The organism is Rossellomorea aquimaris (genome assembly GCF_020172085.1).
GTDB classification, from domain to species: domain Bacteria; phylum Bacillota; class Bacilli; order Bacillales; family Bacillaceae_B; genus Rossellomorea; species Rossellomorea aquimaris_E.
Map to the genome: position 1 here is coordinate 765,062 of NZ_JAIVAT010000007.1, position 19,146 is coordinate 784,207.

The following is a 19,146-nucleotide window of genomic DNA, read 5'->3' on the forward strand; positions in this document are numbered from 1 at the left end:
TAGATTCTTCTAAACTTTACCAACATTTCATTAATAGAGTGTGAAAAAAAGTTGTAATGTTTCGCTTTCTATTGAAATATTTCATACATTTACTAGAAATAGATAGTTCTCAGGTAGTGGAAATCTTCCTCCGATGCTCCTGTTATGTGAAGGTATCTCTAAACCTGTGAACAGATTTTATAGAGTAAACATAGTAAGGATAAGGACTTTTCCTTATCAATCCTTCGCATTTACATATCCTTTACAATACGTAAAATTGGTTCTAAATAACTAAAATCCTTTCATTCTTCACTGAAGATTCCCATATAATCCCTTTTCGGCGGCTTCAATCATCCTCTTAACACTTTCTTAACATTATTTCAGAATAGTTTAACGTTTGGTTAATCTTATATTTACTTTGGTTTCCTAAGATGAGTGTGTGAAACAAAAGAAAACAAAAATGATTCAAAACTAGGAGGAGACATCCATGAAGAAGAACTCATTGTTGAAGGTAGTAACGGTAGGAGTGACTTCCGCTTTCCTTATGGCGGGCTGTTCTGGGAACGATAACGCAGAAGGAAGCAAGATCGATACTAGTAACTTATCATTGAATCAAATAGAGAAGAAAGCAAAAGAAGAAGGGGAAGTGAACTCTGTCGGAATGCCTGATTCATGGGCAAACTGGGGACAGACTTGGAAGGATATCACAGAGAAATATGACATCAAGCATACAGATACAGACATGTCGAGTGCCGAGGAACTTGCGAAGTTTGAAAACGGAGATGCCGATGTTGGGGATGTCGGTGTGGCATTCGGACCTCTTGCAGAAGAGAAGGAACTGACGCTTCCATATAAACCATCGCACTGGGATGAAATCCCTGATTGGGCGAAGGATGACAACGGAGACTGGGTGGTTGGTTATACGGGGACACTTGCTTTCATTACTGACAAAAATAATGTGAAAAATCCACCTACTTCATGGAGCGACCTGCTGAATGGTGATTATAAAGTAGATGTAGGTGACGTAATGAAGGCCAATCAGGCACAATTTGCAGTGCTCGCAGCAGCCTTTGCCAACGGAGGGGACGAGAAGAACATTGAACCGGGAATCGAGTTCTTCCAGAATCTCGCCAAACAGGATCGCCTGCAGACGACGGACCCTTCCCTGACAGCTCTTGAAAAAGGGGAGACAGATGTCGCGATCGTATGGGATTTCAATGCACTGAACTACCGTGATCAAATTGATAAAGATCGCTTTGAAGTGATCATTCCATCGGATTCATCGGTTGTGTCAGGGTATGCGAATGTCATCAATAAAAATGCCAAGGATCCACACGCAGCGATGCTGACACGTGAATACATCTTATCGGATGAGGGACAGGCAAATCTTGCCCGTGGATATGCAAGACCGATCCGTGAAGATGTGAAACTTCCGGAAGATGCGAAAGCAAAGCTTCTGCCAGATAGCATGTATAAGAACGCAAGACCGGTCGAGGATGCAAAAGCATGGGAAGAGGCAACAAAATCCCTTCCACAAAAATGGCAAGAGGAAGTGTTAGTCCATGTCAACTAACGACAAGCTGATTTTCATCATGATCGATGGACTACGCTTTGATACAGCCGTGGATAACATGGGGTATTTGCATCACTTGGTGGAAAAGGGACAGGCTTCACGATTCAAGGTGATTTCAGAGGTGCCGAGCATGTCCCGGCCCCTGTACGAAGTCTTGTTGACGGGAACTCCTCCCTACCAAAACGGAATCACGTCCAATCAGATTGTACGAGGCTCAAAGGAAGAGAGCATCTTTCACTTGACGAGTAAAAATGGATTGAAGAATGCAACGGCAAGCTATCATTGGGTGAGTGAACTCTATCATTCTGCACCTTTCAATCCGATGACGGACCGCATCAAGCTTGACGGGAATGGCCCGATTCAGAACGGGATGTTCTACTGGGAGGATCACTATCCCGACACGCATCTTTTTGCCGATGCCAACTATATGAAAACGACGAAAGATCCTGATTTCCTCTATATTCACAGCATGAATGTAGATGATGATGGACACAAATATACGGCAGACTCTGCCGGTTACAGAAATCGTGTGATCGCTGTGGACGTTATGCTTGCTTCAATTCTACCGGACTGGATAGAAGAAGGTTATCAGATCATCATTTCTGCCGATCATGGAATGAACAAGGATGGTCAGCATGGAGGGACGACGAAGGAAGACCGGGAAGTCCCTTTATTCGTCATCAGTTCGAAACTAGAAGCGGGAATCTATGAACAGGAAATCCCGCAGCTTCAAATCGCACCATTCGTTTGTAAACTATTAAACATTCAACCGTCACCAGCCATGCAGGAGTTAACGATTCCAGACCTAAAATAGGTTATGCAGTCCTAATCAGGGTGGATGGGATATGCCCTCCACCTTGATCTCAAGGTCAATGGTGTAAAAGGAGTGAATACTCATGAAAAAGAGGACATCCGGTATTATTCTTACGATGGTTCCTTTAATGGTCTTTATTCTATTATTCTTACTTGTTCCGTTATTTTCAATGATTCATGCAAGCTTCACAAAAGGTGGGGAAGCATCGTTGTCCCTGGGGAACTATTTGGAGATTTTTACAAATCCCTATTATTATAAATCATTCGAGAATAGTATCATCATTTCGATTTCGTCTACTGTCGTGGCGATTATCCTGGCGCTTTTTGCCGCATATGCCATTACGTTCTTTCACAAAAAGACACGGGACCGGATTCTGGTGCTGGCGAATTTGACATCTAATTTCGCAGGGATCCCGTTGTCCTTCGCTTTTATCGTCTTATTGGGAAATAGTGGCGTGTTCACGATTTTAGCAGAAAAACTGGATGTCGCTTTGCTGAATCATTTTAATCTGTATTCCTGGACTGGCCTTATTCTGATTTATATTTATTTTCAACTGCCTCTGGCTGTCATGCTCATGTTTCCGGCATTTCATGGCATCAAGGAGCAGTGGAGGGAATCTGCCTACCTTCTCGGAGCATCACCGCTTACGTTCTGGAAGCGGATCGGGATTCCGATCCTTCTGCCGAGTGTGGCAGGTACGGCGAGTATACTGTTTGCGAATTCAATGGGGGCCTATGCCTCTGCCTATGCCCTGACAGGAAGTACGTATAATCTGGCTACCATCAGGATTGGAGCCTTGATATCAGGTGATATCTTTGCCCAGCCGGAGCTTGGAAGTGCACTTGCCGTGTTATTGGGCGTTACGCTGATTGTCGCGATGCTGATCAATGAATGGCTCACAAGAAAGGTAAGGAGGGATGTCGGATGAAGAAAAGTCGGTTATCGTTCGTTCCCTTGGTCATTGTGTTTGCTTATCTCATCATTCCACTTTTAGCGACGTTTTTATATTCGGTTTCGACTAAATGGAATCAAACGGTTCTGCCTGAAGGAATCACGTTCAAGTGGTATACGGAGTTATTCAGTGATGGTGCGTTTACTTCAGCCGTCCTGCGTTCCCTTGTGCTTTCAGGAGGGGCCACGGTTCTTTCAGCCCTCTTCATGGTTCCTGCGATATTTGCCATTGTGGTCTATGCACCTCGTTTGGAAAAAGGACTGCAGGCGATTGTGCTCCTTACCTATGCCATGCCGGGAGTCATTATGGCAGTCGGGTTGTTAAGAGCGTATTCGAAAGCGGGAGTCCCGATGGTACTGGTGACAATTGGTGCGTATTTCATCGGGATCATGCCCTATATGTATCAGGGAACCCGTAATAGTCTCAGAAACATTCATGCCGTATCCCTGATGGAATCGGCAGAACTACTGGGGGCTTCCAAGATATCGGCCTTCAGGAAAATCATCGTACCCAATATCATGACGGGCATACTGGTGTCAGCCCTCCTTTCATTCTCGATTCTGTTCGGGGAATTCGTCCTGGCGAATTTATTGATCGGTGGAAGCTATGAAACAGTACAAATTTACTTGTATCAACAACTAAAAAAGAGTGGTCACTTCTCCAGTGCCATCGTCGTGTGTTATTTCGTATTCATCAGCATCCTATCAAGCTTGGTTGTGAAATTTGCCCAGCGTAAAAAGGAGTCGTTCTAACATGAGCTTTATCAAATTGAATCAAATCCAAAAATCCTTCGAAGGCCAGACGGTCATTCAACATATGAATTTGGAAATCGAGAAAGGAGAACTTGTGACGTTTCTAGGTCCTAGCGGCTGCGGGAAAAGCACGCTCCTCAGGATGATTGCAGGTCTTGTCTCTCCGGAAGAGGGCTCCATTCTCATCGATGGTAGAGATGTGACCAATGTTCCCCCAAAGGATAGAGGAGTGGGGATGGTGTTTCAATCGTATGCCTTGTTTCCCAATATGAATGTGTATGACAATGTCGCTTTCGGATTGAAAATGAAAAAAATGGAGAAGGACGAAATACATGAGAAGGTTATGAGTATCATTGAACTGGTAGGACTGACTGGAAAGGAAAAGGCCTTTCCACATGAATTATCCGGTGGTCAGCAACAAAGGGTGGCTCTGGCAAGAAGTGTCGTGGTGGAGCCGAAAGTCCTTCTGTTGGATGAACCGCTTAGTGCCCTTGATGCACAAATCCGAAAGAATCTTCAAAAGCTGTTACGATCCATTCAGCAAAGGCTCGGGATCACGATGATCCTTGTGACACATGACCAGGAAGAAGCCATGGTGGTAAGTGATCGAATCGTGCTACTCAACAAAGGTGAAATGGTTCAAAGTGGACATCCTTATGATATTTATATGAATCCGACGACCGAATTTGCCGCACGGTTCATCGGTCATTACAATGTCCTAGAGGCAAGTGAACTCGATGCCTTGCTGGGGCCGGTGGAACTTCTTGGCAGCAAGCTGTATGCTATCCGGCCTGAAGCGTTTCAGAGAATGGATTCAGGACAATCCTTTGCCGTAAAAGCCGTGGTGAAAGACGTAGCTGTATTAGGGAGCATCGTTCGCTATACACTGGAGTCGAACTCTGTGACCTTTTCTGCCGATTTACTTCAACAGAGGGCAGCCGAATTACACCGTGATAGTGAAGTCAACTTATATATTTCAAAAGAGGATGTGATACCACTAACATGAGTGCATTTGCATCCGATCGTCACAAATTAATTGAAGAAATCCTCCATGAGGATGAAAAAATATACGTCACACAATTAGCAGAAAAAATGAATGTGACACCTGAAACCATTCGGAAGGATCTGGCGTTTCTTGAAAAAGAAAATCGTCTTACCCGCATCCATGGTGGTGCGGTGAAATACGAGCCAATCGTACAAGAACCGTTATTCCGACAAAAGATGAATGTTCAGCTTGAAGAAAAACGGACAATCGGAAAACTCGCCTCCCGCTATATTCAGGACGGCGACACGATCATGCTTGATGTCGGGACTACCACCTATCAACTCGCTTATGCCTTGGCAGGTCTTCAGCGTCTGACGATTGTCACCAATTCCCTGGCTGCAGCTGAAATCATCAATAAGAGCCTTGAAGCAAAGATCTTTGATGGGAAGCTTGTGATGCTTGGAGGAATGAGTAATCCTGAGCAAAAATCGGTTTCGGGTGCAATGACCCTCCAAATGCTGCGTCATTTTCAGTTTGACAAAGTGTTTCTGTCTTGTGGAGGCGTCACCATAACCGATATTTTTGATTATGATCTCGAGGAATCACTGATTTCTGAAACCGTCATGAAACAGGGAAGGGAGATCTATCTACTTGTCGACTCCTCTAAATTGAATCAGACCTCCTTTTGCCGGATAGGTTCAATGAACGAACTTGACTATGTGGTATGCGATACCCCGATGCCAAGAGAGTGGCAAAAGAATAATAAACATACATTTAAAAAATGGATTTCGCCATAAGGAGGAAACCTGAATGCCTGTCGATTATCACGTACATCTAGAAGAAGGTCCATACTCATTCCGATGGCTTGAACGAACAAGCCGCGCCTTACAGCATTTCCATCCTGTAAACGAAGGGGTCCACCATCGCAATTGGATACTTGAGAGTTATCATCTTCTGAGTGAAAGATTGGAAGCAGGGCCCTATTCATCCAAATGGCTGGACCTGTACTTGCAGAAAGCGAAAGAAAGGAACCTAAAAGAGGTCGGTATTGTCGATCATTTATATCGATTCACTGAAACGAGGGCCTACTTCGAAAACTATATGGATATCAGCGAAAGTGACTTGGGAAGAAAACAGTATCGGTGGTTGGAGCAGGTGATGACAGAAAGAATGGACGACTTTGTCGATTTCATCGAAAGACAGAAGTCCAAATGGTCAGATCATGGCATTCAGCTCAAGCTTGGGGTAGAGGCCGACTATTTTCCGGGTTCACGTGACCGGCTGAAAGAGCTATTATCCAACCATAACTGGGATTATGTGATTGGTTCGGTTCACTTTGTGGATGGATGGGGATTTGATAACCCTGAAGCAATGGAGCGATTTCATGAATATGATCTACAGGAACTGTACGGGCGTTTCTTTCACATCGTCGAAGAGGCCATCCGCAGTGAATTATTCGACTTTGTTGCCCACCTCGATAATCTAAAAGTCTTCAACTTCAGACCTGATGAAGAAAACCTTTTGCCCCATTACCAGAAGATCGCACGTGCATTAGTGGAAACGAATACAGCGACGGAAGTGAACGCTGGTTTATTTTATCGCTATCCGATCAAGGAAATGTGCCCGAGCCCACGTTTCTTGAAGGTGCTGGCCGACGCTGGAGTGCGGTTCACTACTTCATCGGATTCTCACTATCCGGATGATATTGGATTATATGTGGAGGAAAATACGGAGCGATTAAGGAGCCATGGGATTTCTGAAGTGGCGACTTTTTAACGTGATAAACCTCTGGAGCATCTAGTGAAAAGAACGGGCGACTGTCTGTTATCTGAATGCATTCTACTCATACTCTTAAATCTATTTGTAAGAAAATCTTTCTAAGTGCCTGCCTTCCGTTTTCAATAACGGTGTGGCAGGCTTTTTCTTTTAATATATAGCTCTATTAATTCTCAGCCGTGACCAATTATCTACTCTATGAATATTTTACTAGTAAAAGGAGGATGCAAAATATGGTAAAAGCAAGTGGTTTTTTAATCGCATTGGATGATGGTCACGGTCTTGGGACAGCCGGAAAACGGACGCCTTATATCCCATCGATTGGGAGGCAGATCCAGGAGAATGAGTTTAATGAGAGAGTGACCTACTTTTTGAAGCTTGAATTGGAGAGGTGTGGATTCCGGACGCTGTTGACGGCTCCGACGGATGCAGATACTCCGCTGAAGTCACGGACGGATGCAGCGAATTCCATGGGGGCAGATGCATTGATATCCAATCATTATAACGCCTTCGATGGAAAGTTTGATGGTCCAGGAAAGGATGCTGAAGGGCATTCTCTTCATATATATTTCAATGATGCAGAGGACAGGAGACTCGCGGAACATATTGCGACGTACTTGAAACAGGGAACAAAGCAAGTATACCGTGGAATCATTGAGCAGAACCTTCATATGACAAGAGAGTTCAATGGACCGGCCGTGCTTGTGGAGAATGGCTTTATGGATAATGAGAGGGAAGCACTTCTCACGTTCAATGAGGATTTTCAACGTGAGACAGCAAGGGAGCAGGCACTGGGGATTTGTGATTTCTTCGGAGTTCCGTATGCGGCTGCAGGAAACGGAGGACCAGTGGGAACACCGCCTGATACAGGTGGGACAAGCAATGATCCTGTTGCCGGCAAGCGGGTCGAGAGCATCTACAAAGGTGCAGAGGGGCTTGATTTTTATAGTTGTCCGACATTCGATGATAGGTATCGTGCAGGGACATTGAAGTTCGGATATGGGTTTCCGACGATCGTGAGGAATTTGAAAGTCGAGGGAGCCGACATGTATGAGGTCAAGAACTCCAGGGGATATGTGTATTACGTAACGGCCTCTCCTCTATTTGTGAAAGTGGAAGGGAGTAGTCAATCATCTGGAGGAACAGCATCGCCGCCTGCAACGGGTGGACCGATTGCCATCGGGGAACTCACCATCATAGGAGTAGCAAATGCCGCCATCATTCAGGATCGCCCTGATCGATTGACATCCAAAAACCTCGGCACCATCAGAAAAGGAAGGAACATCCCAGTCACGGGGTCCGTGAAAGGGAAAAACAGCAGCTCAGGCTACTGGGAAGTCATCTACAACGGAAAAAGAGCCTATGTCACAGGTGAATTTGGCCGTTACAAAGCTTATTAATGTGGGACGGAGGGACAGGTTCATTGTCCTGATTTCATTAAATGCAAAAAAGCCTTGATCCATATTCTTGAATGGATCAAGGCTTTTTTTGGTGGCAGCGGTCTTTCCCTATGCTACACGTGTTTGGAAGGCAAGTCTCAGTCCAAGACTGATATACACGATACCGATCCCTTTCCCCAGCCAATTCGTTTTGGGTTTGCTCTTAAGGAAGAAAGCCCCCCCTAACGCCGTGGACAGGAATACAAGGGTAGAGGTATACAAGATGCTCATCAGGACAAAGGTTAGCCCCAACATGAGAAGCTGTACGTTGACTGGAAGGCCATCATTTTGTACGAACTGCGGTAAAAAGGCTAGGAAAAATAAGGCTGTCTTGGGATTGAGCAGTTCGATGACCAATGCCTGGCGAAAGGAGAGGTCCTTCCCTTGTTGTACTACAGGCTTATCTTCTTTTTCTGTTTTTTGAATGAACGCCTTCACACCAAGAAAAATCAAATACGCGGCCCCAACATATTTCACTATTTCAAAGGCAAGTGCTGAGGTCATTAGAATGGCAGAAAGTCCTACTACCGCTGCGATTGTATGAATGAAATCGCCAACCGCAATCCCGAGGGCCGTAAGCAGTCCGCTTTTCTTTCCGCCTTTCATTGTTTGTGAGACAGTAATGAAAACGGCCGGTCCAGGGATCAGGAACATCATGAGTACGATGAGGATAAAGGTTAGCATTGCATTCACGCTCCTTCTGTTATTTTCTATCATAATCTATTTTCCGATCAAATGTTGTCATTTAATGAAATTTTATAAGATTCGAATTCACTACCGCTTCCCATGTCCTTGTTGCATTCCCTATTCATTTTTAATAAAGTATAGAGTTAGAGAGCATTTTGAAGGAGGACGCAGAAATTGTCGAATATCAAACCAGAAACGATGGTTGCTACTATAGAAGAACTAGATTCAAAAGGGTCTGGACAGGCTGTGATTTGGCGTGAGAATGAACTTGGAAATCCAAAGAAGTTGAGACTCACGATCCCTCAGACCCTTCTGGGTGAAAAGGTGAAAGTGACCGTCGACCAGCCTGACCGCAGAAGACGGAAGGCTATGGCAGATGAAATCCTGGAAACGAATCCCGAACGTATCGCCCCGCCTTGTCCGCATTTTGAACGCTGCGGAGGATGTGTTTGGCAGCATTGGGATTACGAAGGTCAGCTGAAGCATAAAACCGATCATGTGAAAAAAGCGCTAAAAGAACAGGGCTATGATCCCGCTCTTGTACGAGACACGATGGGAATGGACAACCCGTGGCGTTACCGCAATAAAATGGAGTTTACCTTCTCACCAGAGGGCGCCCTTGGTTTGCATGAACAGGGGAATTTCCGTAAAATCATTTCTCTTGAAACGTGTCTGATCGCGAGTGAAGAAATGGTCGAAGCGACCATGGAAGTTGCCGACTGGGCGAAGGATCATGCTTTGCAGGGGTATGATAAGGATAAGCATGAAGGGTTGTTGCGCCATTTGATGGTACGCCAATCATTTGCGACAGGTGAATTGATGCTTGCCGTTTTCGCTACGGAGGCACCTGATGCCCACTCAGAAGCCGTTGACGATTTAATGAGACGTGTCAATGAGAAATTTCCGCATGTGAAGAGTTTATTATGGCTTGAAAATACGGCGTGGGCAGACCGTACCCAGGCAGAGGAAATCCATCTGTTGGCCGGTCGTGATTTCATTTATGATGAAATGGACGGTTATCGTTTCCGCCTTTGGTTCGATACGTTCTTCCAGACGAATCCGACTCAGGCACAGAAGCTTGTGGACCTGGCGATTGAAATGGGACAGCCGAAGGAAACGGAAAAGATGATCGATCTCTTCTGCGGAGTGGGGACGTTCTCCCTTCCATTTGCAAGCAGAGTAGGGACATTAGCAGGTATCGAAATTGTCGAAAGCTCCATTGAATCGGCGAAGAGGAACGCCAGTGATAATGGAATTTCCAACACGACGTTCCTGGCGAAGGATGCACGTAAAGGAATCGATCAGATGCTCGAGAGCTTCGGTCATCCGCAGCTGTTGATGCTGGATCCGCCGCGTTCTGGTGCCGGTGGTAAAGTGATGAGACGGATCGGACGTGCAAAACCAGAGCGCATCGTGTATGTTTCTTGTAATCCTGATACGTTCGCAACGGACATCAAGGAACTAGAGCCATTCGGCTACACACTCGATGCCGTTCAACCAGTTGATTTATTCCCGCATACCGTGCACGTAGAATGTGTCGCAACACTGACATTGAATTCATAAAAGGGCTGAAAACGTGCCCAAATGTAAACCCCTGACCCGATTAATCGGGTCAGGGGTTTTTTTGGAGGGACGGACCTCTAAAACATGCTTCAAGTGAGAATTTCAGTGAAGTTTAGAGGTCCGTCCCTCATATAAGAGCTTCACTTTAACGGCCTTGATTTGTTTGGGGTGTTGGTGAGATTCCATTTGGCGCCGTCTCCGTTTGGATCGGTGATGCTTACAATTGGTGCGATTTTGATCATCCCTGAGAGGGTGTTTTCGTTGTATTCGAAATCGAAATAGCCGATGTTGAGGGCGATGTCTTCACCCCAGAATCCGTAGATTTCCTGAATCTTGGATTTTTGGATAGCGGGGTTAAAGATGACCTCCAACTTGTAGCGGGAATCCGGATTGACTCGGTCTACCTTGATCTTGAAATTTCCCTTCTCGTCCACTACTCCGGTACTTTCCGTGACGTATTCTTCACTTTCTTCCCCCTGCCAGTTGATGACCCTGGCATAAGGTTCGAATTGAGTGTAATCTTTCAGACCGGCAAACATGATACTATCCTCGGGTAAGTTGGATTTCCCTTCAACGATGAGTTCGTCTCCTTGCAGAAGGACGGTACCGGATAAGTCAATCCTGACCCCTGATGGAGTTGCCGGTTTTTCAGGCAGTTCCGTTGCCATTTCAACACGGCAACCGGTTAGTAACATGAGACATACAGACAAAATGAACATCAGTCGATTTCTCAATGGAACCCCTCCTTTGAACCGTCCGTGAACGAAAAAGGGTCTTCAAGCCTTGAACGAGATGCCGGCTTATTAGAAGAGGTCCGTCCCTCCCTGGCAGGAATCGTCTCTTCCAAAAGGACCTCTTTAAGAAATCTGGTGATTTCATTGATGCAAAAGATTGAAATGGCAAAAAAGGCGAGGGGTGTCAGCACTAGCCATGTATGAAGAAAGACCATTTGGATATTGATGCTCATCGTCGCCGCCCATTCATTTGTATAAGAGAAGTATTCCGGAATATGCTCCATGATCCCGAATTCCTCTGTTTTCAATCCGCCTAGGCAGATGTGAAGCACCCCAAGTTGAATAAGTAAGTAAAGGGTCTGGGATACCTGTTCAGAAAACATGACCAGGGCATGGCGGCTGAATTGAGGGCGTAAATGCTGTTTAATGATATGAAACCTGGTTGCGCCGATTTGTCTAGAGACAGAAATAAAATCATTCTTCAAATATTCCTTCATTTCTTCTCCCAAGTACATTCCCAATGATGGGATGACAATGAGGGCTATGACCACGACTTCAATAATCAGAAATTGAAACGAATACATCGCTCCCGCTTCAAAGGCGAGCTGAAGAGGAGTGAGGAGTACGAAGGCAATGATGGCAAGGGGAATGAAATTGAATGTATCCCCGACACCCTTGATCATCTGTCTCACCCAATTTGGAAGAAACGCGTACAGTATCCCGAACAGAAAGCCGCCTACCATGCGAAGAAGCGCAATGACAATCGCTGACAGCAGCGTATATTTTGCACCCGCAAGAAGTATATAAAATAAATTCCTTCCAAGTTTATCACTTCCGAGAGGCATCATTTCCTCCAAGGAATAAGGAGGATCCGCTATTACTCTTCCAGAACCATCCTTTAAATAAGGAGGCCCGGGCTCAAGAAGATTCGGAAAAAGGTAAGGAACGATAAAGCTCGATGAGAGCAACATCAGCAGAAAACCGAGTGGCAGCCAAAATCTCATTGATTTCAAGATTTTCATGAGCCGACCTCCTCTCCGGACAGCCATTTCTTAAGGATGACAGCCCCTAATGTAAATACGACGAAAAACGGTATGTAAATCATCATCATCCCGATGAAGAACGCGATGGGAGTATTGATTGACATATCGAGAAGTACATTCATAAACCCATTGATATTAAAAAGGATTTCGATGATCAACAGGTTTGAGAGCATCAGCAGGAATATCGGCTTGATATGATAATAGAAATGGACCCATACATTACGGAACAGATGAACCCATATCGTATAAGCCTTTGAAAATCCTTTAGAATAGGAATACTCTACATATGGTTTCTCTTGTTCTTCACGAAGCTGAAACAAGAAATGTTTTGTTAAAAAGGCAATTGGCATGATGGCAAGACAAACGATGGGAAGCATATAGATTTTTTCATCGCCAAGTGTATAAATATCAAACAACAGAATATCGGTCTTCTTGAAAAACCAGATAATGAACAGCTGAATGAATACGATGATCATGACATCCGGCAGTGAGTCCAGGGAATCCAGGATTCGAAAGCAAATGCGATATACTTTCTTTGGCAGAAACATAAACAAGTAGCTTAACAGAGAAGAAGTAATGGCAGCCAGAAAGAAGGAGAGTAACAAGAGTAAAAACGAATAACCGAATAGTTGAAAGAATATCGGATAAATCGGATAGCTTTTGAAGTCCATCGGATCGCCTATCCTGATGATGATGGAGCCAGGATCCAGAAGTTCACGCCCCATTTCCTGCAGGGTTTGAAGGTACCTACCCAACATGATCACTAATTCATCATCGTAGTCGAGCAGTGAACCTGCTCCGCTGAAAAGGAATAGCCCGATACAGGTGAGCACAAATTGCATGGGAAGACCTATGAAATGAATTTTTTTCAGTAGAGACACCCCCAACCTCTTTTAGGTTTAGTATAACTTTGTATTACAAAAAATTCAAAATAATTTTAATTTTTACAATAATGTTAATTAACTGGGATGCTGCGTTTTGCATAGTAATCCAAGCTGAGGAAAACCTTACTAGTATGTGAACCATACGAAAGGGTGATGGAATGAAAGACGAGCATTTATTGACCCAGACGGTTGCTCATCATCAACACAAGAAACGTAAGAAACGGGAGGGGACAAAGCTAAGCTGGTGGCAGCTTTCCCTGATCGGAATCGGGTCCGTCATTGGTGCAGGGTTCTTCCTCGGGACGGGGTTATCGATTAAGACAGCCGGACCTTCCATCCTGATTGATTATGTCATCGCTGGTGTGACTGCCTATTTTGTGTTCAGTGCCCTGGCGGAAATGATCACAAATGATCCCCAAAAAGGGACATTCCGCATATACGCCCAGAAAGCGTTTGGGCACTCTTTCGGGTTTATCTCCGGATGGATGTACTGGTTGTCCGGAATTTTAATCATGTCCAGTGAAATCGTGGCGTTGTCGACGTTCACTCAATTTTGGTTTGCGCATGTTCCGTTATGGATTTTTTCTGTCATCTATGCTGCCCTTGGGTTTGCTATCAACCTCTTGGGTGCAAGCAACTTTGGGAGGATCGAATCGGTCTTTGCTGTGATTAAATTATCTACTTTGCTGATTTTTATTGTGTTTGGAGCCCTTTTATTCTTTCATATCATCACTCCATCTGAACTTGCTTCAGCCAAGAGTGCAGGCATCTTGCCTTTTATGCCCGAGGGGATCAAGGGGACGTGGGCTGCGTTGATATTTGTGTTTTTCTCGTTTGGGGGGATTGCGGTTCTCGGAATTGCGTCCAATGAATTGAGGGAGAAAAAAGACGTTCCGAAGGCAGGGAAGGGGACATTGATCTCACTCGTGACGGTGTATGTATTTTCCTTGTTTTTCATCCTGAGCATGGTATCCTGGACTGAGATCAATGAAACGGAAAGTCCGTTTGTCACGGCGCTATCGGCTTATCACATCCCGTTCCTTGATTCAATCTTTAACATCATCATTATTAGTGCTGCCTTCTCGACGATGGTGGGAGCTCTCTTCTCCATCACGAATGTCATGATTTCTCTTGCTGTGGATGGGGATGCACCGAAGGGATTCGCGGAAAAAAATGACCGGGGTGTGGCGGTGAAGTCCCTGATGATCACTGCGGTGGGACTCGGGATATCGATCCTGTTTTCATTTCTTCTGCCCAATGAAGTGTATGAATATATTACGACGGCAGCTGGTGTGATGTTGATCCTGAACTGGGTGATCATCCTTGTGTCCCATATCAAGCTTCATCCTTCCTATGATGCTTCGAATGGGAAGTTTAAGATGTATGGCTACCCATTCACTTCTTATATCGGAATAGGACTGATTGTTCTCGCGATTTCAGGGGCAATGGTACATCCAAATCAGCGGATTGGATTGTTCATTTCAATGGGATTGATCCTTGTGATCTACTTGTCTTATTGGGGTGTCTTCCGCAGGGGCCAAAAAGGACATTAAGGGACTGGAGCGTTATAATGAAAGGGAGATAAAAGAATTTCACAAAAAATCAAAGGTTATCTATGATTTTTTGTTTTATTTTTGAAAAGGAGGAGATGACACGATGGGAAATGAAACAGGTTGGAACCTAGAAAATAGCTATAGCAGACTTCCAGGGGCATTTTTCACCAGGCAGGATCCGATTCCTGTGCGTTCTCCAAAGCTGCTTGTCTTGAACGGGGAGGTTGCGGAGTCCCTAGGGCTAAACGTGGCGGAAATGGGGGCCGGGGTCTTATCGGGCAATGACCTCCCAGCAGGTTCAGCCCCCATTGCCCAAGCCTATGCAGGGCACCAATTTGGTCATTTTAACATGCTGGGGGACGGGCGCGCTGTCCTCATTGGAGAACAGATGACCCCAAGTGGTGAACGGTTCGATATCCAGTTAAAAGGCGGGGGGCCAACCCCTTATTCCCGGGGAGGGGACGGACGTGCAGGACTTGGTCCAATGCTCCGGGAGTACATGATCAGTGAAGCGATGCATCGACTCGAAATCCCTACGACCAGGAGTCTGGCAGTGGTCACAACGGGAGAACCCATTTATAGGGAAACGGAACAGGAAGGGGCGATTCTGACAAGGGTCGCAGCCAGTCACCTCCGTGTGGGAACGTTCCAGTTTGCTTCGAGATTCGGTGAAGTGGACGATCTGCGCGCCCTTGCGGATTATGCGCTGAAGCGTCATTATCCTGAGGGTCTGGATGCAGAGAACCCATATCTGTACTTCCTGCAGGAAGTCATCCAACGCCAGGCTTCCCTCATGGCCAAATGGCAGTTGGTCGGCTTCATCCACGGCGTCATGAACACGGACAATATGACGATAAGCGGAGAAACGATCGATTACGGACCGTGTGCGTTCATGGATACATATGATCCGAAAACGGTCTTTAGCTCCATTGATTCACAAGGTCGTTATGCTTACGGAAATCAGCCGCCGATCGCTGGCTGGGACCTTGCACGCTTCGCCGAAAGCCTGCTGCCGATCCTTCATGATGAACAGGAAGAATCATTGAAGCTTGCACAGGATGCAGTCCTTGAATTCCCGAAATTGTATGAGGCGCACTGGCTCGACGGTATGAGAGGAAAGCTCGGATTATTGAACCGTGAAGAAGGGGACCTGGACCTTGCAGAAGAACTACTTCGCCTGATGAAAGAGAATAGAGCAGACTTTACGAATACCTTCCGCAGTCTGACTTTGGATAAAGGAGATTCCACCCTTTTCAATACCAGTGAATTTGCCCAATGGAAAGAGCGTTGGAATGAAAGAAGGGCCAGACAGAAAGAGTCGGATGATGCCTCACAGAAACGGATGCAGAGCAGCAATCCGTCGGTTATCCCCCGTAACCACAGGGTGGAAGAAGCAATACAGGCTGCGGTTGAAGAGGACGATCTCAGCGTGATGGACCGGTTAGTTGCCGTGTTGAAAAATCCGTACGCCTATTCACCGGAGCAGGAAGAGTATTGTGCCCTGCCGGCTCCATCCGATCGTCCCTATCGAACGTTTTGTGGAACTTGAAGCAATATGATGAAAGAAGGTGAGCAACTTTGAAGGCAGTTCAAGTGACGGGATATGGAGATGTCGACAAGCTCCAAGTAGTGGATATTCACATCCCAAGCCCTAATAAGGGTGAAGTCCTAGTCAAAGTAAAGGCATGTGCCATCAACAACACGGAAATCTGGATGAGAGAAGGTGCCTATGGGACAGAAGAGAAATCCGGTTGGCGTCCCGAAGGAGTCCAGTTTCCCAGAATACCGGGATCGGATATTACAGGAGAAATCGTAAAAGTGGGTACAGATGTTTCTGAAAATATGGTTGGGAAGAAGGTTGTCCTTTTTCCGTTTACTTCAAGCGGTGAAGAGGGAAGTGAACATATTTCAGACGATATGTCTTTCATTGGTTCAGAATATGACGGTGGTTATGCAGAGTACGTCGTGTGGCCATCTGAACTCTGTTATGACATGCCTTTACCCACATATGAAGAAAGTGCCGTGTTTTCGGTCAGCGGATTGACGGCATGGCATATGGTGGAGCAGATACAGGCAAAGCCTTCTGAAACCATTGTTGTTACCGGTGCAAACGGCGGTGTCGGATCATTGAATGTCCAAATTGCCTCAAAGGTATTCGGTTCAAAAGTCATTGCGATTGTTGGGGATCTTGGTTTAGAAGATAAAATGAAAGAATTGGGTGCCACTCATGTGTTGTCCTATAGGTCACCAAACCTTGCCGAAGAGATCATTGAATTGAATGGCGGTCCGGTTGATTCCGTATTGGATGTCGTAGGAGATGCACTGTTTTCAATCTCCCTGCACGTCTTGAAAAAAGGCGGTAAGTTCTGCATATCAGGATCCGCCGGAGGTCAGAAAACAGAACTCGATTTCAGAACGCTCTATTTAAAACATATCACGTTTTATGGCTCGGTCCTGGGCACAAGAGAAGAGTTCAAACGTATGCTTGATGCGATCGCTGAAGACAAAATCAAACCGGTCATCGATCGAACGTTTCCTCTAGAGCAAGCGGGAGAGGCACAAACGTATTTTAAGCATTCAGGAAAATTGGGGAAGATCGTATTACTTCCATAACGGACAGGGTAGAAAAGCTCAGAGTCATATGACTCTGAGCTTTTTTTCATATTTCATGCTTTGATAAAGGATTGTACGATGGATAACCCGAATTATACACATAGCGAACTTAAAGTGGCGGTTCAACATGAATCATACATGGGAGTGGCGACCAGATAGCGGACTAAAATGGTAAAGGGGTTTTGGATGTGAAACAGGCATTACTCGTCATTGATGTTCAGCAGGAATTAGTGGAAGGCAATGAAAAGGAACAAGCAGTTTTCCAAAAAGAAAAACTAGTCGGCACCATTAACGGTGTGATCAATCAGGCAAAGGAAGCGGATGCCCATATCATCTTCATCCGGGATAAGGATGTGGCAGGTGGTACCGGTGACGGTTTCCAGGTGCACAGTGACCTGCAGATTCCAGAGGAGGCGGCAATCTTTGATAAGCTTGCGACCAATTCGTTTTACGGTACACCGCTACTCGAATTTTTAAAAGAAAAAGAGGTTGAGCATGTCGTGATTGCGGGATGTCAAACCGAGTACTGCATCGATACGGCTGTACGGTATGCGACTGTCAGCGGCTTCGACGTTACCTTAGTGGCGGACGGTCACTCTACGAAAGACTCACCGGTGTTGAAAGCGGAACAAATCATCGCCCATCATAATGCCGCCCTTAGAGGTCATTATAATGTGGATCACTTCTCAGATGTGAGGCCATCTGAAGAAAATCTATTCCAGCCGAAACATGATGAATATCGTAAGGAATATGGTATGTAATTCGGGTAAGAGGCTAGGACAAAGGGGTTTCAGTTAAATAAAAATCCGAACGATTAATTCAAAAAATTAATTCGTTCGGGTTTTTTTATGGCTAAAGCATTTATTTATATAGCAGGTTCTAGCTGTTGATTGGAGTGCAAGACGAAGACTCCTACGGGAAAAGCGGAGGAGGATTGCCCTCCGCCCGAGGAAAGCGAAATCTTGCACGAAAGTCACCAGCGCTGTAACAAGTAGTTCCAAGAAGGCAATATGTGCAGAGAGTTCTTCTATAGATGGGGGTTATATAGTTATGTCCCAGCCGATTTTGTGGACAGACCACATTTGACAATCAATAATTTTCCAGTTAAAATGTGAATATATTCATAAATGAACGCATTCACATTTTTAAAAGCAGAGGAGTAATATATATGGCAGGACTACGTGAAGATAAGAAACGGCAAACGCAGCTGAACATTATGGAATCAGCAAAGAACATTTTCTCTGAGAAGGGATTCGAAGCGGCTTCCATGGCTGAAATCGCGAAGGATGCAGGGGTGGGGACGGGTACCATTTATAATTATTTCCCCTCTAAGGGAGCCTTGCTGCTGCGGATCTTTACGGAAGAAGCGGAGGAGATGAAAGGCGCGCTCGAAGACCCGTTTTCCACAGAAGAGAGTGGAGATCTTGTAGGTAGTATCATCGGGGCTATGCATGGGTTTGCGGAATTTTTCCAGCATTACCCGAAACCATTTTGGCGGGAATTGTTTCACGTCATGACAGCGGAAGTGGAGGAGAGCATTCGCCTGAGGAAGGGATTATTCGGAATTGATGAAGAAATGATGAAATGGATCATGTATATGATTGAAAGTCATTCTGATTGTTTTCTCATCAGGGTTGATCCACAGGAAGCGGCCTATGCCATCTATAGCGCAGCCATGTCCGATACGATGTTTTATATGTACAACGAAGAGATGGGGCACGAAGCTTACAAGGAACAGCTTTCCAAGCACATACGATTTTTGTTCGAAGGAAAAATGAAACCGGGAAAGAAGGAATGAG

General features: G+C 45.4%; 18 protein-coding genes. 14 read left to right on the plus strand and 4 right to left on the minus strand.

The features are described 5' to 3' along the window. The first annotated feature begins 466 nt into the window (after positions 1-466). The 8 genes from LCL96_RS16615 (at position 467) to LCL96_RS16650 (ending at position 8,231) form a co-directional block, all read left to right on the plus strand. Positions 467-1,552, plus strand: coding sequence for an ABC transporter substrate-binding protein (locus LCL96_RS16615; RefSeq protein ID WP_224942873.1), 1,086 nt, complete (start codon positions 467-469; stop codon positions 1,550-1,552). Then, positions 1,542-2,366: an alkaline phosphatase family protein gene (locus LCL96_RS16620; RefSeq protein ID WP_224942876.1), complete on the plus strand. Its 825-nt coding sequence runs from the start codon at positions 1,542-1,544 to the stop codon at positions 2,364-2,366. Before LCL96_RS16615 ends, LCL96_RS16620 begins: the two co-directional genes overlap by 11 nt. 82 nt (positions 2,367-2,448) lie before the next feature. Beyond that, on the plus strand, positions 2,449-3,294 hold the full coding sequence (locus LCL96_RS16625) for an ABC transporter permease (RefSeq protein ID WP_224942878.1): 846 nt from the start codon (positions 2,449-2,451) through the stop codon (positions 3,292-3,294). Continuing rightward, complete coding sequence (locus tag LCL96_RS16630) at positions 3,291-4,070, plus strand: ABC transporter permease (protein WP_224942880.1); 780 nt, start codon at positions 3,291-3,293, stop codon at positions 4,068-4,070. The genes LCL96_RS16625 and LCL96_RS16630 overlap by 4 nt, the downstream gene beginning before the upstream one ends. Before the next feature lies 1 nt (position 4,071). Continuing rightward, positions 4,072-5,076 carry an ABC transporter ATP-binding protein gene (locus tag LCL96_RS16635; protein WP_224942883.1) on the plus strand — a complete coding sequence of 335 codons (1,005 nt, stop codon included), beginning with the start codon at positions 4,072-4,074 and terminating at the stop codon, positions 5,074-5,076. Then, positions 5,073-5,852: a DeoR/GlpR family DNA-binding transcription regulator gene (locus LCL96_RS16640; RefSeq protein ID WP_224942884.1), complete on the plus strand. Its 780-nt coding sequence runs from the start codon at positions 5,073-5,075 to the stop codon at positions 5,850-5,852. The genes LCL96_RS16635 and LCL96_RS16640 overlap by 4 nt, the downstream gene beginning before the upstream one ends. 13 nt (positions 5,853-5,865) lie before the next feature. Continuing rightward, entirely contained in the window at positions 5,866-6,831 is a 966-nt protein-coding gene (locus LCL96_RS16645; protein ID WP_224942886.1) for a histidinol phosphate phosphatase domain-containing protein, read from the plus strand. Positions 6,832-7,064: 233 nt separating this feature from the next. Then, on the plus strand, positions 7,065-8,231 hold the full coding sequence (locus tag LCL96_RS16650) for an N-acetylmuramoyl-L-alanine amidase family protein (RefSeq protein WP_224942888.1): 1,167 nt from the start codon (positions 7,065-7,067) through the stop codon (positions 8,229-8,231). 108 nt (positions 8,232-8,339) lie between these two features. On the opposite strand, the gene LCL96_RS16655 is transcribed toward LCL96_RS16650, so the two are convergent. Continuing rightward, positions 8,340-8,954 carry a LysE family translocator gene (locus LCL96_RS16655; RefSeq protein ID WP_224942890.1) on the minus strand — a complete coding sequence of 205 codons (615 nt, stop codon included), beginning with the start codon at positions 8,952-8,954 and terminating at the stop codon, positions 8,340-8,342. A gap of 201 nt (positions 8,955-9,155) precedes the next feature. On the opposite strand from LCL96_RS16655, the gene rlmD reads away from it, so the two are divergent. Continuing rightward, entirely contained in the window at positions 9,156-10,520 is a 1,365-nt protein-coding gene (gene rlmD, locus LCL96_RS16660; protein WP_412103602.1) for a 23S rRNA (uracil(1939)-C(5))-methyltransferase RlmD, read from the plus strand. Positions 10,521-10,660: 140 nt separating this feature from the next. Here the strand turns inward: rlmD and LCL96_RS16665 are convergent, their stop codons facing one another. The 3 genes from LCL96_RS16665 to LCL96_RS16675 are packed head-to-tail and all read right to left on the minus strand — an operon-like array spanning position 10,661 to position 13,178. Beyond that, complete coding sequence (locus tag LCL96_RS16665) at positions 10,661-11,254, minus strand: hypothetical protein (protein ID WP_224942895.1); 594 nt, start codon at positions 11,252-11,254, stop codon at positions 10,661-10,663. Further along, positions 11,251-12,276, minus strand: a complete 1,026-nt coding sequence (locus tag LCL96_RS16670) for an ABC transporter permease subunit (protein WP_224942898.1) — start codon at positions 12,274-12,276, stop codon at positions 11,251-11,253. Before LCL96_RS16670 ends, LCL96_RS16665 begins: the two co-directional genes overlap by 4 nt. Beyond that, complete coding sequence (locus tag LCL96_RS16675) at positions 12,273-13,178, minus strand: ABC transporter permease subunit (protein WP_224942906.1); 906 nt, start codon at positions 13,176-13,178, stop codon at positions 12,273-12,275. Before LCL96_RS16675 ends, LCL96_RS16670 begins: the two co-directional genes overlap by 4 nt. 161 nt (positions 13,179-13,339) lie before the next feature. On the opposite strand from LCL96_RS16675, the gene LCL96_RS16680 reads away from it, so the two are divergent. From LCL96_RS16680 to LCL96_RS16700, 5 genes are all read left to right on the plus strand, one after another. Continuing rightward, on the plus strand, positions 13,340-14,734 hold the full coding sequence (locus tag LCL96_RS16680) for an amino acid permease (protein ID WP_224942907.1): 1,395 nt from the start codon (positions 13,340-13,342) through the stop codon (positions 14,732-14,734). A gap of 103 nt (positions 14,735-14,837) precedes the next feature. After that, positions 14,838-16,283: a protein adenylyltransferase SelO gene (locus LCL96_RS16685; protein ID WP_224942910.1), complete on the plus strand. Its 1,446-nt coding sequence runs from the start codon at positions 14,838-14,840 to the stop codon at positions 16,281-16,283. Positions 16,284-16,312: 29 nt separating this feature from the next. Continuing rightward, positions 16,313-17,347 carry a zinc-binding dehydrogenase gene (locus tag LCL96_RS16690; RefSeq protein ID WP_224942914.1) on the plus strand — a complete coding sequence of 345 codons (1,035 nt, stop codon included), beginning with the start codon at positions 16,313-16,315 and terminating at the stop codon, positions 17,345-17,347. Positions 17,348-17,535: 188 nt separating this feature from the next. Then, positions 17,536-18,108 carry a cysteine hydrolase family protein gene (locus LCL96_RS16695; protein WP_224942917.1) on the plus strand — a complete coding sequence of 191 codons (573 nt, stop codon included), beginning with the start codon at positions 17,536-17,538 and terminating at the stop codon, positions 18,106-18,108. Between the two features lie 407 nt (positions 18,109-18,515). Continuing rightward, positions 18,516-19,145, plus strand: a complete 630-nt coding sequence (locus tag LCL96_RS16700; protein ID WP_224942920.1) for a TetR/AcrR family transcriptional regulator — start codon at positions 18,516-18,518, stop codon at positions 19,143-19,145. The last annotated feature ends 1 nt before the right edge of the window (position 19,146 follow it).

What these genes read in the sequence shown, in the direction of transcription:
- LCL96_RS16620 (WP_224942876.1), top strand. Translation starts at nt 1,542, where the DNA reads ATGTCAACTAACGACAAGCTGATTTTCATCATGATCGATGGACTACGC.
- LCL96_RS16640 (WP_224942884.1), top strand. Translation starts at nt 5,073, where the DNA reads ATGAGTGCATTTGCATCCGATCGTCACAAATTAATTGAAGAAATCCTC.
- rlmD (WP_412103602.1), top strand. Translation starts at nt 9,156, where the DNA reads ATGGTTGCTACTATAGAAGAACTAGATTCAAAAGGGTCTGGACAGGCT.
- LCL96_RS16615 (WP_224942873.1), top strand. Translation starts at nt 467, where the DNA reads ATGAAGAAGAACTCATTGTTGAAGGTAGTAACGGTAGGAGTGACTTCC.
- LCL96_RS16645 (WP_224942886.1), top strand. Translation starts at nt 5,866, where the DNA reads ATGCCTGTCGATTATCACGTACATCTAGAAGAAGGTCCATACTCATTC.
- LCL96_RS16655 (WP_224942890.1), bottom strand. Translation starts at nt 8,954, where the DNA reads ATGCTAACCTTTATCCTCATCGTACTCATGATGTTCCTGATCCCTGGA.
- LCL96_RS16630 (WP_224942880.1), top strand. Translation starts at nt 3,291, where the DNA reads ATGAAGAAAAGTCGGTTATCGTTCGTTCCCTTGGTCATTGTGTTTGCT.
- LCL96_RS16635 (WP_224942883.1), top strand. Translation starts at nt 4,072, where the DNA reads ATGAGCTTTATCAAATTGAATCAAATCCAAAAATCCTTCGAAGGCCAG.
- LCL96_RS16670 (WP_224942898.1), bottom strand. Translation starts at nt 12,276, where the DNA reads ATGAAAATCTTGAAATCAATGAGATTTTGGCTGCCACTCGGTTTTCTG.
- LCL96_RS16680 (WP_224942907.1), top strand. Translation starts at nt 13,340, where the DNA reads ATGAAAGACGAGCATTTATTGACCCAGACGGTTGCTCATCATCAACAC.
- LCL96_RS16685 (WP_224942910.1), top strand. Translation starts at nt 14,838, where the DNA reads ATGGGAAATGAAACAGGTTGGAACCTAGAAAATAGCTATAGCAGACTT.
- LCL96_RS16625 (WP_224942878.1), top strand. Translation starts at nt 2,449, where the DNA reads ATGAAAAAGAGGACATCCGGTATTATTCTTACGATGGTTCCTTTAATG.
- LCL96_RS16650 (WP_224942888.1), top strand. Translation starts at nt 7,065, where the DNA reads ATGGTAAAAGCAAGTGGTTTTTTAATCGCATTGGATGATGGTCACGGT.
- LCL96_RS16700 (WP_224942920.1), top strand. Translation starts at nt 18,516, where the DNA reads ATGGCAGGACTACGTGAAGATAAGAAACGGCAAACGCAGCTGAACATT.